Here is a 14,181-nt window from a genome sequence, read left to right as displayed (position 1 = left end):
AGGCTAGAAGATGGCGTGCAAGCCCACAACGACGACGGCGTGCGCGCCACAACCGACGACCCCGTCGACATCCCCTCCACGTGAAAATGGCGCTCGTCGCGCTCCGAAAGGTGTCTGCAACGCGTGCAAACGGCACGACCTACGTCGGAGACCCGTCTGCAACGCGTGCACGCGGCTCGTGCACAGTCGAAGACCCGTCTGCAACGCGTGCAAACGGCTCCATGCACGGTCGAAGACCCGTTTGCAACGCGTGCAAACGGCTCCATGCACAGTCGAAGACCCGTTTGCAACGCGTGCAACGGCTCCATGCACGGTCGAAGACCCGTTTGCAACGCGTGCACGCGGGGTCCGGTGCGCTGCGATCCGCGTTTGCAACGCGCGCACGCGGGGTCCGGTGCGCTGCGACGCCCTCTAACGGCTCAAAGCTCTATCCCCGCGAGGATCGTCGCAATCCCCTGCACGACGAGGAACACCCCGCACACCACCGCAAACGCCACGGCCCCGCCCGTCCGCCGGAAGAGCTGCGCTTGCCCTCCCACCGTCACGAGGCCCCGCATCTCCTCGGATCCGCCGAGCTCCCAGCGCGCCCGTGCGTCCCTGTAAAACCCGCCCATGCGCTCCTGCTTGCGCGTCACCGCCGTGATCATCACGTCGGCGCCCTCCGGCACCACCGCCTCCTCCACCTCCACGTGCGTCGCGCCGGGCGGCACGAGATCCCGCGCCCACGGCGGCCATGACGAGGCGACCTCCTCCACGCGCACGGCGTGAGACACCCATTCGTCCCCGACCACCTCCGCGTCCCCGAGATCAACCACACACGTGCCACTCTCGTCGCGGAGCGCCGCCCGCGACGCGCGCAAAATCGAGCGCTCTCCGAGCCGCTCGCGGCGCTTCCCTTCCCCGGAAAACCCTCGAATGCGGGTACGCACGGCGACGCAGCCCTTGCACGACAGGCCGTCGATCGGCTCCTCCGCCGCCGAGATCCGCCCCGCGAGCTCGACCACGCCGGGCTCGATCTCCGCGATCCGCTTCGTCGGTCGCCGCCACACCTCGAGCACCAGCGCCGCCCCCTCGCGGGCGCGAAACACGAGCGCGCTCCCCGCGACCACCAATCCCGCGCCGAGCAACGTGACGATCATCGGAAGCTCCTCCGCGTGCGGCTCGCGAGCGAGAGCACCCCGAAGCCGGCCGCCGAGAGCACGACGAGCGAAAAAAGCCCGCCGACGAAAAGAAGCGCGCTCCCCCCATTGCCGATGCGCTCCTTGGCGCGATCGAGCGGATGAATCGTGACGAAGTCCAGGCCGTCCCGGCAGGGCACCACATCATTCGTCTGCTTGCAGCCGAACACCGTCACCGGCATGCCCTCCGCGAGGACACGCTCCCGGTACACGGCCGAATCGCCCAGCGCGACGAGCTCCTTGCCACACGCCTCCCGGATCACGGGCGGGATCGCAATCCCCGTCGCCTCCTTCATCCCCCGGCCCGGCCCGTCGGCCGACGCGGAAAACCCGCCGAGCGCGATCCCCACCCGCGGATCGGCGCCGAAGAGCCATTTCGCGCTCTCCTCCTCGTCGATCCGCACCCGCTCGTTCGTCCGGGCCACCGAGAGCCGGAACGCGAACCCGTCGTTCCTCCGCACGGCCACGTCGTCGAAATGGCCCACCGCGCACAAGACCTCGAAGGGGCCGCCCTGCCAGGACGTGCGCCCGACAGCCGCGACCCACCCGGCCGCGGGAGCGCCGAGCGGCGACGTCGACGACGCCTCGAGCAAGGAGAGCTCGCCGCGGAGCGCCACCGGCCCGTCGTCCGTCCTCCGCTCCTCGTGCGCCGCGAGCCGCGAGCCGAGCGTCGCGAGCCGCAGAGACGCCCCCAGAAAAAACAGGGCGCCGGCGAGGAGCGGCAGAAACGCGAGGCCAAAGAGCACCCGCGTTCTTCGCTTGGGCTCGAAGGAGAGCATCGGCCCCATGATAGCGTGGGCGGCGCACGGCCCCAACCAAAGACGTTACGGGAGCGCCGCCCACGCGGACGAATCCACCCGCGTGATGTAGATCGCCCCGCCTTGGCCATCGGGCTTGTAGAGGGCGGCCTCGCCCCACTGGAGCGCGTCGAGCACGCCGCACTGGTGCCCCGAATGGCCCACGATCGCCCCATTCGTGCCCGGCGCGGGCGCCTCCGCCGCGAGCGCCATCGTCGCCGCGCAGCGACCCGCCTCGTCATACGCGAAGCCCGTGATGCCCTGGTTCTCCTCGACCATGGGGCCGAGGTGCATGAGCTCGGCGGTCCTCTTGCACCGACAGAACTCGCTCGCGCGCACGCGCCCGAAAGGAAAGCCGCGGTTCTTGATGGCGAGGCCCATCTGCTCGGCCTGGGAGACGCCCTGTGCATTGAGCTGTCGCGCCGTCGCGGTCGCGCAGTTCGAATCGCAGCTCTTCCACCAGCCCGGCGACGACGTCTCGGCCGCCGTCCCGAGCTGGAACGCATCCTCGCAGACGTCCGCCTCCGCGTGGCGAAAGACCACGTTGTACCCGCCGCCGAGGAGCGCCTGCCCGACCGTCACCTCGATCTCCGCCGTCGCCGGTCCGCCGCCGCAGCTCCCCGGCGCGTCACAGCCGTACACGGCGTAATGGTACGTGCGAGGCGCCTCCGGCGTCGTGGCCACCAGATTGCGGAGCGGCTCGCTCGCCGTGGACGCCGCCCCCTCGTAGACCACGGTCGCCATCGGATCGTCCGGGCCGGCGGGCATCGTGTTCTCGGCGCGGACGACCCTCGACGCGGGCTTGCTCGATTTCATCCACGAAAGCTCGACGTATCCCCCGGCGACGAATGCCTTCAAATCGCTCGGGTCGATCGCAGCGCCGCCGCCCAACCCACCGCCGCCGCCCATACCACCGCCGCCCAACCCACCGCCGCCCCCGCTCCCGCCTGCGCCTTCGTCCGTGCAGCCGGAAACGGCGCCCCAAAGACCGACCGTCAACAACGTCCCGAGGAGAACCTTTTTCATGGATTCCTTTTTCTTTCTAGAGCCGCGCCCCTGGCCCGTCAACATCGTCCCGAACGCGCGTTCCGGCCCTTGTGGACCTTCCACGATTTCCGCAACGACACGCACGCCTCATCATCCAAAGTGTCGGCGCTCGCGAGCGATGCCCGGCGGCCCACGAGGACTCCGGACGCGTGCTCGCTGCGAGCGCCGTCCTTTTTGATTCCAAGGCCCAATCCGGGAACGAACGATCATGCCGACGAACCTCGGCGGGGCCGCGCGCCTCGCCCTTTTGCCCCTCGCCCTGCTCGCGCTCGGCGCGAGCTGCGCCTCGGCGCCCGACGCCGAATGCACGGACGGCCCCATTTGCGAGACGAGGGCCACCGGCGAGCGTTACGTGGTGCCGCGCTGCGTCCCCGCCTGGAACGACGGACCCGTCCCCGAAGGCTGCGGCGTCTTCGTCTCCACCCTCGGCGACGACGAAGGCCCGGGGACCCAAGACAAACCCTTCCGCACCCTCACCCACGCCGCCCGGATCGCCGGCGCCGAACGGCCGATCTATGCCTGCGCCGAGGACTTTTCCGAGCGCCTGGTGCTGCCCGCCGGCGCGAGCCTCTTCGGCGGCCTCGATTGCCGCGACGGATTCCGCTGGACAGACAAAACCCAAAAGACCCGCCTCTACGGCGCGCCCGACGAGATCCCGCTCGTGCTCGCGCCCGGCCCGCGCGTGAGCCGCATCGAGGATGTCACCGTCTTCGCCGCCGACGCGACCCGCCCCGGCGGCTCGTCCATCGCCCTGCTCGTCGACCACACGCACGTCGAGTTCCGGCGCTGCGACCTGCGCGCCGGCGCGGGCGCCGACGGCGAGGACGGCGAGAACCTGCCCTACGATCCCCAGCTCGAAGGAGCGGACGGCCACGACGGCCAGGCGGCTTGTGTCGCCGCGCCCGACCTCGGGACCCCGGGCGGCGCGCGTGTCGAGCGCATGTGCGAAGGCGGCAGCGTCACCGTGGGCGGCCAGGGCGGCGACGGCGGCGCAATCGTCCCGGTCTCGTTGCAATCGACCCCCGGCAAGGCGGGCGAGATCGGCTCTCCCGCCGTGGCGAGCTTCGGCCTCGGCGGCGCGGGGGACGCGGGCGCGGGCTGGAGCTGCACGGCCGGAAAAGGCACGCCCGGCAATGACGGCGCCCGGGGCATTCCCGGCACGGGCGCCGCGGGCTTCGGCCGCTTCGACGCGACGGGGTATTTCGGCATCGCCGGCGGCACCGGCGGCCATGGTTTGCCTGGACAAGGCGGCGGGGGCGCCGGAGGAGCGCGGGGCGCGGCCGCGATTTGCGCCAATGCGATGCCTGGGGCCGGCGCGAGCGGCGGCAGCGGCGGCACCGGCGGCTGCGGCGGCCAGGGCGGCAAAGGCGGCGGGCCCGGCGGCGCGAGCATCGGCATTGCCAGCCTCGAATCGTCGATCGTGATCTGGGACGGACGCGTCGCGGCCGATGGGGGTGGCCGCGGCGGCAAAGGCGCCGATGGCCAGACCGGCGGCAAGGGCGGCCTCGGCGGCATGGGCGGCACTGGAAAAGGCCTCTCCGCGCCCGACGCTTGCCAGGGCGGCGAGGGCGGAATGGGCGGCCCCGGCGGCCCCGGCGGCGGCGGCCTCGGCGGACCTTCCGTCGTGATCGCCCACATCGGCGCCGAGCCCGAGCTCCGCGGCATGGTCTCGCTCGCGACGGGCAAACCCGGCGACGGCGGCAAGGGCGGCGACGGCGACATCGCGGGCAACCGCGGCGCCCCCGGCATCGGCGCGCCCATCCGCCGCTTTTGACGCGCCGCGCTTGACGGGCGCGCGCCGTCGCGGCACCGTCCCGAAAATCGTGAAAGGTCAAGCCATCGCCGTCGTCACCGGCGGCAGCGCGGGCATCGGGCGCGCCGTCCTCGAGCGGTTCGTCCGGGCGGGCGCGCGCGGCGTGAACCTCGCGCGGCGCCCGAGCGGCCTCCCGGGTGTCCTTGATCTTTCGGTGGACCTCGCCGATCCCGCCTGGGAAAACGACCTCCCGCCGCGCCTCTTGCCCCTCCTCGACGGAGCGGAGCCGATTTGCCTCGTCCACAACGCCGCGGTCCTCCGCGAGGACACCGCGACGAACCTGACGGCCGCCGCGCTCCGATCCGTCCTCGAATTGAACATCGTCGCCCCGGCCGCGCTCAATCGGCTCCTCGACGCCCGCCTCGTGCCCGGCTCCTCGATCGTCTACATCGGCTCGACCCTCTCCGAGATCGGCGTCCCGGGCAAGGCCTCGTACGTCACCTCCAAGCACGCGATCCTCGGCCTCATGCGGGCGACCTGCCAGGACCTCGCGGGCCGCGGCGTCACCACGGTCGCGGTTTGTCCTGGATTCGCCGACACCGAAATGCTCCGCGCGCACCTCGGCCACGACGCGGCGCGCCTCGACGTCGTCCGGGAGCGCTCCACGTTCGGGCGCCTCATCGACCCCGAGGAAATCGCCGACGTCGTCGCCTTCTGCGCGCAAACACCCGTCCTCCACGGCGCGGTGATCCACGCGAACCTCGGGCAGAGAACGAGCTAGGACATGAGCGCGCTCGCCGTACGCCTCGCCGGTATCACCGAGGGCCTCCCCCGGGCCTTCTGGACGCTCTGGGCCGGCATGCTCATCAACCGGGCGGGCAGCTTCGTCCTCCCGCTCCTTTTCGTGTACCTCACGCAGCAACGTGGCCTCGACCTGCCCACCGCGGGCCTCATCGCCTCGCTCTTCGGCGCCGGCTCCCTCGCGGGCACGATGCTCGGCGGCGCCCTCTCCGATCGCCTCGGCCGCCGCGCCACGATGCTCCTCGCGCTCGTCATGAGCTCCGTTTTCATGCTCGGGCTCGGCTTCGCGCGCGAAATCTGGCAGCTCGCCGCGGCCACGACCCTCCTCGGCTTCTTCGCGGACATGTTCCGCCCCGCGAGCCAGGCCCTCGTCGCCGACGTCGTGCCGCCCGAGCACCGCGTGAAGGCGTTTTCCCTGCAATACTGGGCAACCAATCTCGGATATGCGTTCGCCGCGATCCTCGGCGGCTTCATGGCGAAGCGCAGCTTCCTCGTGCTCTTCGTCGGCGATGCGCTCACGACGCTCGTCCTCGCCGCCCTCATCTGGCGCTCCGTGCCCGAGAGCCGCCCGGCCGACGCGCGGAACGACAAGCGCGGCAGCGTGCTCACGCCTTTCCTCGACGGAAAATATGTCCCGTTCCTCGCGTGCAACCTCGCGCTCACGCTCGTCTTTTTCCAGCACCTCTCGGCCATGCCGGAGGACATGCACCAGAAGGGGCTCACGACCGAGCATTATGGCATCACGGTCGCCACGAATTGCTTGCTCATCGTGCTCGTCCAGCCCCTCATCACGCGCTGGGTGAAGGGTGTCCCGCGCGGCGTCCTCCTCGCGACGGCCTCCACGCTGACGGGCCTCGGCTTCGGGGCCATGGCGCTCGCCTCCACGCTCCCGGCCTACATGGCCACGGTCGTCGTGTGGACCTTCGGCGAGATCCTCTTCGCGCCCGTCAACGCGAGCATCGTCGCCGACCTCTCCCCGCCGCACCTCCGCGGCCGATACCAGGGCGCGTTTTCCCTCTGCTTCAGCTTCGGCGCGATGGGCGCCCCCACGATCAGCATGCGCCTCCTGCCAAAGACGGGCCTGCCGGTCTTCTGGCTCCTCTGCCTCGTGCTTTGCGTGGTCGTCGCGGCCTTTCAGCTCGCCTGGGGCAAGAGCCTGCCCTCGCCCGACGCCAAGGACAAACCCTGACGCGCGTGGATCTCGGCGAACGGGCGCCCGGAAAATTGTGACACGGGTGGGCTGCCTCGCTGTAGCATGGGGCTTCCCCCCGAACGCGAGGTCCCCCGTGCTCCGACGACTCCTCTTTCCCATCGCTGGAATCGGCCTCTCCCTGTTCACGATCGCCTGCGGCGGAGGCGCGCAGACGACGGGTCCGCAGACGGCCGCGGGCGTGGACGCACCGACGACGAAAGCAAAGAGGGCCGCGTCGGATCCGAACCTCGGCCGCGACAAGGAGCACCCGGTCCCTCGCTGCGGGCCGGTCGACAGCTACGCGTTCGTCTCGGAGTACACGTGCGAGGACGGCTCCCAGCCGCTCGGCGCCGATCCACGAAGAGGGCAGCGGGCGCGCTCGGGCAACGTCGGCGCGAACCACACGGGGCACATCATCGATCGGTACGTCGTCGCGTGCCCAGAGGGCGAGGTCGAGATCTTCGTCGACATGTACGGCTGTTCAGCGGCCGAGCAGCGGCTCGACCAGATGCGGGAGACGGAAAATCCCTTTGGCCCGCCGGGCGAGCCGCTTCCACGCGCGCGTCTCATGGCGATCGCCACCATCTTCAAGAAGATGAGCCAGGCGCCGCTCTCGGAGGCGAGCCGCGAGCACCTCGGCAACGCGGTCGAATGGGCCTCCGCGAGCCCTGACGTCGAGGTGACGCTCTGCCCGTGGTTCCGCGATTACATCGATGGCCCGAACCCGAAGAGCCGCTCCGGCGCGGCGACGATCCTCCTCGGCTTCACGATCATCGGCGTCGCGGCGCACCAGATCGAGAACCCGAGCTCCGATCCGATGACCGCCCAGGTCGTGGGCTTGCGGACGGCCATCGGCGTGTATCGGGAGCTCCGTGACAACGGCAGTTTCCGCCCCGTGCCCATCCTCGAAAAGCTCGATAAGGTCGAGTCCGAGGGCAAGCTCGCGGACTGGTTCACCAAGAACGCGAATTGCGGGCCCTAGTCCCGAGGGGGACGCCTCGCGTCCCCCTCTCGTCCGGGCAAAGCCCGGCCGATTCACCCCCGAGACGAGCTCGCTTCGCGATCTCGCAGAGCGCCGAACGATTCGGCGCTCTGTCAATCGATCCGTTCGAGCAGCGCCGCCGCTCCGAGCCCGCCCGCCGCGCAGATCCCCAAGAGCGCCGTCTGTTTGCCCGACCGAACGAGCTCGTTCGCCATCGTCGTCACCATCCGCGCGCCCGTCGCGCCAAACGGGTGGCCGAGCGCGATCGACCCGCCGTGCACGTTGAGCCGTGCCGGATCCACCTCGCCCACGGCCGCCGCTTTCCCGAGCCGCTCCCGCGCGAACGCCGCGCTGCCGAGCATCTTCAGCACGCAAAGCACCTGCGCCGCGAACGCCTCGTGCAGGTCCACGAGGTCGATCTCCGCGAGCGAGCGCCCGGCCCGGTCGAGCACCTTGGGAATGGCGAGCGCCGGCCCCATGAGCAATTGATCCGCCGGATCGACGCCCACGTACGCCCACGAAGAAAACGCCGCCCGCGGCCGATATCCGAGCGCCCGCGCCTTCTCCTCGCTCATCAAGAGCACCGCCGCCGCGCCGTCCGTCAGAGGACTCGCATTGCCCGCCGTCACGGTGCCATCCTTCGCGAAGACCGGCCGGAGCTTCGCGAGTTTTTCCTCGCTCGTATCCGCGCGCACGAGCCCATCCGCGTGCACCCATTTTCCTTCGCTCGTCTCGACGGGCGTCACCTCCTCGTCGAAGCGCCCCGACGCCATCGCCGCCGCCGCGTGGTGGTGCGAGCGCGCCGCGAACGCGTCCTGCGCCGCGCGGGAAATCTCGTTTCGCCGCGCCATCTTCTCGGCCGCCTCGCCCATCACCTCGCCCGTCGTCCGCTCGGCGATCTTCGGCCGCGTCGGCAGGATGTCCGTGAACGGCGCGAGTTTCCCCACGGCCCCGAGGATCGCCTTGGGATCTGCCTTCCCCAGCGCCACCGGCGCGAGCGCGTGCACCACCTTTTGCGGCAGCTTGATCTCCGCGTTGCTCGTCGAATCGCTCCCGCCCGCGATCACGATATCCGCCTCGCCGCGCTCGATCGCCGCGGCCGCGAGCGTCACCGCTTGCAGCCCCGACGCACACGCCCGCGTCACGGTCATCGCCTCGCACGCCGGATCGAGCCCGAGATCCAGGGCAATCTCGCGCCCCACATTCGGCGCCGTCCCCGGCAGGATGACCCCGCCCCACACGATGGACTCGACGTCACGCCGCCCGAGGTTCGCCTTCGTCAAGAGCCCCCGCGCCGCGGCCACGCCGAGCGCGATCGTGTCGAGCTTCGTGAAATCCGTGAATGCCTTGACGAACGGCGTCCGCAGCCCGTCCACGACCACCGCCCGCCGCCCCGTTTTTCCGGTCAACCCCATGTTCCCTCACGCGCCGATGAGCGCGCCTCCGCAGACCCGCACCGTCCGCCCCGTGATCCCCGCGGCCCCCGGGCTCGCGAGGAACGTGATGACCTCGGCCACGTCCTCGGGCAAACCACCTTGCCCGAGCGCGGCGAGGCGCCGCCCCGCTTCACGCACCGCCACCGGGATCGCCGCCGTCAGCCGCGTCTCGATGAACCCCGGCGCGACCGCATTCACCGTGATCCCCCGCTCGGCCAGGGCCTCCGCGAGCCCCGCGACGAAGCCGAGGATCCCCGCCTTCGAGGCCGCGTAGGCCGATTGCCCGACGTTGCCCGCGATCCCCGCGATCGACGACAGGCACACGACACGCCCGCCTTCCCGAAGCAACGGTTCAAGCGCCTCGTGGGTCCGGACGACCGCGCCGAGATTCACGGCGAGCACCTCGTCCCATTGCTTGTCGCTCATGCGCCCGATCGTCTTGTCCCGCGTGATCCCCGCGTTGTGCACGACGACATCGAGCCCGCCGAGCGCCCGCACCACGTCGGCGATCCTCGCCGGCGCGTCGTCCGCCCCGAGATCCACGAGAAGCGCCGTGCCATGAATCGATCGCGCGAGCTGGCTCGTCGGCCCGTCGTCGCCAGGTCTGTCGAGACAGACGACGTGCGCCCCTTCCTCGGCGAGCCGCCGCGCCGTCGCCGCGCCGATGCCACGCGCCGCGCCCGTCACGACCGCGACCTTCTTTTCGAGCGGCCGCACGAACGGAGGTTTGTCGCCTTCGGACTTCGTCCGCGCATCGACGACGAACGGCTGCGCCGTGACGAACGCCGACCGCGACGAAAGCAAGAATCGAAGCACCGGCCCGAGGCGCGCCTCGGCGCCCTTCTCCACGCGCACGAGGTTTGCCGTGGCGCCCCCGCGGCCGATCTCCTTCGCCACGCTCCGGACGAATCCTTCGAGCGCGGCTTGCGCGGCCGACGCCGCGGGCCCCTTCCCGCCCGGCCTCCCGATCACGAGCACGCGGCCCGATTTCGCGAGGCGAGGGACGAGCGGGTGAAACGTCTCGTAAAGCGCGCGAAGCCCCGCGACGTCCCGGAGCCCCGTCGCGTCGAAGACCACGCCCGCGACACGCTCGTTGTCCCCGAGCGCCGCGAGCGCGCGCGCGGGCCTGCCGTAGGCTTCGCCCGGCGCGGCGAACGCGGCCGCGATCGAATCCGAGCCCGTCCAATACGCGTTCGCCCCCGCCGCCGCGAGCGTCTCGGCGATCACCGGCGAAAGCTCTGCGCCCGAAGACGCGCCCACGACCATGCACGCGTCCGCGAGCGGCCTCTCCCGCCACGGCCCGCGCGCGCGCCGCAGCGGCACGGGCAGCGGAATGGGCAACCCGAGCGCATGCACGACCTTCCGCGCCTGGGCGTTCTTTCCGATCTGAAGCAACACGTCGCTCATGGCCTGACCTCCGCTTCGAAACGACCTTCGAGGTAACTGCCGCCGCCGTTCGCGTCCCCCACCCAGATCCCGGAAGACGAATCCACGTACACGCCGGCCCGCGCGGGCAGGACGAGCGGACGCGTGAATCGCACGTCGATCGTCGAAAGTCGGCTCGGATCCCCCGCGAGCCGCGCCCGGTTCAAGGCCTCGATCGCCCGCGCCAGCGTCGAGAACCCGTGCAGGATACACGACCGGAAGCCCGCCGCGCGCGCGTACGGCGCGATCCAGTGGATCGGATTGAAATCCCCGGTGAGCTTGGCGAAATCGAGGCCCGCGCTCTCCGGGATGCGGGAAAACGCGATCTCCCGCGCCTCGGCCGGCACCGTCGGCCGCGCCTTCTTCTCCTTGCCCTCGCGCTTCTGCAGCGGAATGAACGTGCGCATCTCGGCCACGAGCGCCATGCCGGCGCTCTCGGTGCCCGTCTCGATGACCTGCGTCACGAGCGCCCGGTTTCCGTCGTCGTCCACGCGGTCGATCCGGGCCCGCACGCGGAGCGGCTCGTTCGCGGGCAACATCGCGCGTTGCTCGATCCGACAGCCCGCATTCACCACGCGGCTCAGCGGATACGGCAGCACCGCGAGCGCCCGCGCCGCGAGGGGAAATCCCCATTGCGGGAACATGTGCGCCGGCAGCCGCCCGCGATACCACGCCGGGTCGCCGCCCACGTGACGCACGTACTCCCGCACGAGGTCCGCGGGCCGCGGCGGAAGCTCCGCTTCGAGCCACCCGCCCCGCTCCGGATCGATCCCGCTCGCCGGCCGGCGCATCACCGACGCGAGCACCGCCTGGCCCATTCCTCGCAGCACCGGGAGCTGCGACAGCACGTGTTTCGTCGATACACCCATGGGTTTTACTCCGCGGCGACGGCCTGCTTTTCGGCTTCGGGCGAGAGCATCGCGAGAATACGCCCGCCCGTCGTGGTGATTTCCTCGTGAAGCGCGCGCGCCCGGAGCTCGGCCCGATCGAGATACCGCTCGGCGAGCTCCCGCCGCCCCGGATGTCGTTTCGCCTGCGCGACCAGGATCTCCGCGATGGCCTCGTCCGCGAGCAGCCGGATGAGCCGCTCGGCGTGCAGCATCGCCAGCGAGAAATCACGCTTCGGATCCCAGCCCTTCGTCAACGCATCCCGCCAGCCCGCGAACGGCACGACCGAGAGCGTCCGCAGCTTACCCGCCGCGGTGCGCGCGAGCAGGTGCTGCTGGGCCGAGAGCGAATACCCCTGCACCCGCGCGAGGCGCCGATCGAGCTCGTCTTTCCCGGTCAATGCGGAGAGCCGCGCGTCCGCGATCCGCGCGAGGAAATCGCGCGGCCGCTTGATGGCGCCGATCAGCGTGTCCTTCATGGCCATGAGCGCCTGGATCTGGCTCGTCCCTTCGTAAATGGGCATCACGAGCGCGTCGCGCAGGAGCTTCTCTGCGCCGTAATCCTTCGTGTAGCCGACGCCGCCGTGGATCTGGATCGCGCGCCGGGCGATCTCCACGGCCTTCTCCGCGGCCAGGTATTTGAGCAGCGGCGTGAGCCTGCGCGAACGCGCGCGCCACTTCGGCAAATCGCGCGACACACGCCCCCGCTCGGCCGGGCCGAGCCCCGCCGAGAAACGCTCGAAGAGCACGAGCTTCTGCGCCATCTCCTCGCTGTACGCCGCTTCCACCGCGAGCGCCCGGAGCCCCTGGATGTCCGTGCGCATCTCGTCGAGGGAATCGGCGATCATCTCGTGCCGCGCGATGGGCTTGCCCATCGAACGCCGCTCCTCGGCATACGCCTTCGCCAGGCGATACGCGGCCTCCGCGAGCCCGATGCTCTCGAACCCCACGCCGACACGCGCGTTGTTCATCAGCACGAGCATGTACTTGAAGCCCTCGCCGCGCTTGCCAATGAGCTCCCCCGGCACATTGTCGAACGAGAGCGCTGCCGTCACCGAGCCGTGATGGCCGAGTTTTTCCTCGACCCGGTCGATCGTCACGTACCGCTTGCGCGTCCCGTCCGGCAGATCGTCGTACGCCTTGACGAGGAACATCGAGAGCCCGCCGAGCCCGGCGAACGGATCGTCCGGGTCCTTCGCCGCCTCGGTCCGCGCGATGACGAAATGATATTTTCCGTGGCCCGACGTGATGAAAATCTTCTGGCCCGAGAGGTACCAGCGCCCATCGGGCCCGAGCTCCGCGCGCGTGCGCAGCGCGGCCATGTCGCTGCCCGCGTTTGGCTCCGTGATATCCATGCAGCCCCAGGCGTCACCGCGCGCGATCTCCTCGATCGCCTCGGCGAATCGCGTGGAATCGATCCGACCACGGGCCGGGTCGAGAACCGTCGACCCCTCGTGGATCGAATACACGAGCATGGCCATCGCCATCCCGCCGTGGAACGAGTGATGCGTCATCACCGAGACATCGGCACGCGCGATCATCTCCCCGGAGAGGTAATAGAGAAGCAGCGGCGCATTCAGCCCGCCAAGCTCGCGCGGCAGGCACAACCTGTGTAGCTCCGCCGCCTTGATCGCCTCGAAGATCTGGTTCATCGCCGGCCCCGCGATCGCCTCGCCGCCGTCGAGGTGCGTGTCCTCGTGATCGATCGCGGCTGCACGCGTGGCGATCTGCTCGGCCGCGAGCGCGCCCGTGGATTCTGCCACCTCACGATAAAAGGCCACGGCCTCCTGCGGCGTCTTGAAGCCGTCCTCGGTTCGATAACCGAGCTCGGTCACCTCCACGAGCGGAGCCCAGTCGACGCCTTCCTCGAAATGGAACCGCAGGTCGTCATTGTCGGTGAAGAAATTGGCCATGGATTCACCTCTTCGGAAGGGCCCCGCCGCGCGGCCGGGCGGGGGTAAACAAGCTCGCGCGCGCGATCCGGGCGAGCTCCTTGTCGCTGCGGGCGCGCGCCTCGTCGTCGAGCGCCCCTTGCATCACGGACGCGCTCGCGACCGCGGAGATGACGAAAAGCATCACGTGCACCACGTACGCCTCCGGATCGACGTCGGCGTGGTGTTTTCCCGCGGCCTGCCCCGAGCGAATGTACCCTGCGACCGCCTCGAGCCACGGGCGCACCGGCCCTCGCAAAAGCTTCCGCATCTCGGCGGGCCGATCGAGCGCCTCGCGCAGCACGACCCGCGCGCGATCTGGATCCGCGGCGAAAAACGCCGACAGCTCGCCGAACACCGCCTCGAATCGATCCTCGCTCGCCGCCGCCGCGAGCAAAAGCCGTGGCAGCGTATCGTTCCAGTGGGCGAGGATCGCGTCGAGGACCGCCTGGCGCAGGTGCTCCTTCGACGGGAAATGATGCAGCACGGCCTGCTTCGTCAGCGAGACCTCGTCGGCCACGGCCTGCACGCTGGTCGCGTCGAAGCCTTGCGCCGCGAAGAGGCGCGTCGCCGCGGCGACGATGGCGCGCGGCACGTCAGGGTCGGAAGAACGGGCGAGAACCATCCGGTCAGGAGTTCCCTACCAGTTGGTAAGCCGTCGGTCAAGCGGCGTCTGCCGTCCCGCGTCATGGAGCCGCCGCGCTGGGTCGGACGTACGTCTACCGGCCCATCGAACGGTCGTCCCGCGAGGC

12 protein-coding genes are annotated in these 14,181 nt (G+C 70.4%); 4 read left to right on the top strand and 8 right to left on the bottom strand.

What is annotated here, in order from left to right:
- Positions 1-419: 419 nt before the first annotated feature.
- The 3 genes from POL67_RS11815 to POL67_RS11805 are packed head-to-tail and all read right to left on the bottom strand — an operon-like array spanning position 420 to position 3,001.
- Positions 420-1,139: a hypothetical protein gene (locus tag POL67_RS11815; RefSeq protein ID WP_271917371.1), complete on the bottom strand. Its 720-nt coding sequence runs from the start codon at positions 1,137-1,139 to the stop codon at positions 420-422.
- Positions 1,136-1,957, bottom strand: a complete 822-nt coding sequence (locus POL67_RS11810) for a hypothetical protein (RefSeq protein WP_271917370.1) — start codon at positions 1,955-1,957, stop codon at positions 1,136-1,138. The genes POL67_RS11815 and POL67_RS11810 overlap by 4 nt, the downstream gene beginning before the upstream one ends.
- 45 nt (positions 1,958-2,002) lie before the next feature.
- Complete coding sequence (locus POL67_RS11805) at positions 2,003-3,001, bottom strand: histidine phosphatase family protein (RefSeq protein WP_271917369.1); 999 nt, start codon at positions 2,999-3,001, stop codon at positions 2,003-2,005.
- Between the two features lie 229 nt (positions 3,002-3,230).
- Here POL67_RS11805 and POL67_RS11800 point away from each other — a divergent pair, with 229 nt between their 5' ends.
- The 4 genes from POL67_RS11800 to POL67_RS11785 all read left to right on the top strand — a co-directional run bounded on the left by POL67_RS11800 (position 3,231) and on the right by POL67_RS11785 (position 7,750).
- The gene (locus POL67_RS11800; protein WP_271917368.1) at positions 3,231-4,796 is read left to right on the top strand and encodes a PGRS family protein; all 1,566 of its coding nucleotides are present in this window, start codon (positions 3,231-3,233) and stop codon (positions 4,794-4,796) included.
- 49 nt (positions 4,797-4,845) lie between these two features.
- On the top strand, positions 4,846-5,556 hold the full coding sequence (locus POL67_RS11795; RefSeq protein ID WP_271917367.1) for an SDR family NAD(P)-dependent oxidoreductase: 711 nt from the start codon (positions 4,846-4,848) through the stop codon (positions 5,554-5,556).
- A gap of 3 nt (positions 5,557-5,559) precedes the next feature.
- A complete protein-coding gene (locus POL67_RS11790) occupies positions 5,560-6,765 on the top strand; it encodes an MDR family MFS transporter (RefSeq protein WP_271917366.1) in 1,206 nt (401 codons plus the stop codon).
- Positions 6,766-6,862: 97 nt separating this feature from the next.
- Complete coding sequence (locus POL67_RS11785) at positions 6,863-7,750, top strand: hypothetical protein (protein ID WP_271917364.1); 888 nt, start codon at positions 6,863-6,865, stop codon at positions 7,748-7,750.
- 113 nt (positions 7,751-7,863) lie between these two features.
- Here the strand turns inward: POL67_RS11785 and POL67_RS11780 are convergent, their stop codons facing one another.
- The 5 genes from POL67_RS11780 to POL67_RS11760 are packed head-to-tail and all read right to left on the bottom strand — an operon-like array spanning position 7,864 to position 14,054.
- Positions 7,864-9,165 (bottom strand): acetyl-CoA C-acyltransferase, encoded by a 1,302-nt coding sequence (locus POL67_RS11780; RefSeq protein ID WP_271917363.1) that lies wholly within the window; start codon positions 9,163-9,165, stop codon positions 7,864-7,866.
- 6 nt (positions 9,166-9,171) lie between these two features.
- Positions 9,172-10,593 carry a 3-oxoacyl-ACP reductase gene (locus POL67_RS11775; RefSeq protein ID WP_271917362.1) on the bottom strand — a complete coding sequence of 474 codons (1,422 nt, stop codon included), beginning with the start codon at positions 10,591-10,593 and terminating at the stop codon, positions 9,172-9,174.
- The gene (locus tag POL67_RS11770; RefSeq protein WP_271917360.1) at positions 10,590-11,480 is read right to left on the bottom strand and encodes a MaoC/PaaZ C-terminal domain-containing protein; all 891 of its coding nucleotides are present in this window, start codon (positions 11,478-11,480) and stop codon (positions 10,590-10,592) included. Before POL67_RS11770 ends, POL67_RS11775 begins: the two co-directional genes overlap by 4 nt.
- Before the next feature lie 5 nt (positions 11,481-11,485).
- Positions 11,486-13,411: an acyl-CoA dehydrogenase family protein gene (locus tag POL67_RS11765; protein WP_271917359.1), complete on the bottom strand. Its 1,926-nt coding sequence runs from the start codon at positions 13,409-13,411 to the stop codon at positions 11,486-11,488.
- 4 nt (positions 13,412-13,415) lie between these two features.
- Positions 13,416-14,054, bottom strand: a complete 639-nt coding sequence (locus tag POL67_RS11760) for a TetR/AcrR family transcriptional regulator (protein WP_271917358.1) — start codon at positions 14,052-14,054, stop codon at positions 13,416-13,418.
- Positions 14,055-14,181: the final 127 nt, after the last annotated feature.

It is taken from the genome of Polyangium mundeleinium, from assembly GCF_028369105.1.
In the GTDB taxonomy this organism is placed as follows: Bacteria; Myxococcota_A; Polyangia; order Polyangiales; family Polyangiaceae; genus Polyangium; species Polyangium mundeleinium.
The sequence above is the reverse complement of the archived record's forward strand: the minus strand, read 5'-3'. Positions and strand labels throughout refer to the sequence as shown.

What these genes read in the sequence shown, in the direction of transcription:
- POL67_RS11815 (WP_271917371.1), bottom strand. Translation starts at nt 1,139, where the DNA reads ATGATCGTCACGTTGCTCGGCGCGGGATTGGTGGTCGCGGGGAGCGCG.
- POL67_RS11810 (WP_271917370.1), bottom strand. Translation starts at nt 1,957, where the DNA reads ATGCTCTCCTTCGAGCCCAAGCGAAGAACGCGGGTGCTCTTTGGCCTC.
- POL67_RS11805 (WP_271917369.1), bottom strand. Translation starts at nt 3,001, where the DNA reads ATGAAAAAGGTTCTCCTCGGGACGTTGTTGACGGTCGGTCTTTGGGGC.
- POL67_RS11800 (WP_271917368.1), top strand. Translation starts at nt 3,231, where the DNA reads ATGCCGACGAACCTCGGCGGGGCCGCGCGCCTCGCCCTTTTGCCCCTC.
- POL67_RS11790 (WP_271917366.1), top strand. Translation starts at nt 5,560, where the DNA reads ATGAGCGCGCTCGCCGTACGCCTCGCCGGTATCACCGAGGGCCTCCCC.
- POL67_RS11780 (WP_271917363.1), bottom strand. Translation starts at nt 9,165, where the DNA reads ATGGGGTTGACCGGAAAAACGGGGCGGCGGGCGGTGGTCGTGGACGGG.
- POL67_RS11775 (WP_271917362.1), bottom strand. Translation starts at nt 10,593, where the DNA reads ATGAGCGACGTGTTGCTTCAGATCGGAAAGAACGCCCAGGCGCGGAAG.
- POL67_RS11770 (WP_271917360.1), bottom strand. Translation starts at nt 11,480, where the DNA reads ATGGGTGTATCGACGAAACACGTGCTGTCGCAGCTCCCGGTGCTGCGA.
- POL67_RS11765 (WP_271917359.1), bottom strand. Translation starts at nt 13,411, where the DNA reads ATGGCCAATTTCTTCACCGACAATGACGACCTGCGGTTCCATTTCGAG.
- POL67_RS11760 (WP_271917358.1), bottom strand. Translation starts at nt 14,054, where the DNA reads ATGGTTCTCGCCCGTTCTTCCGACCCTGACGTGCCGCGCGCCATCGTC.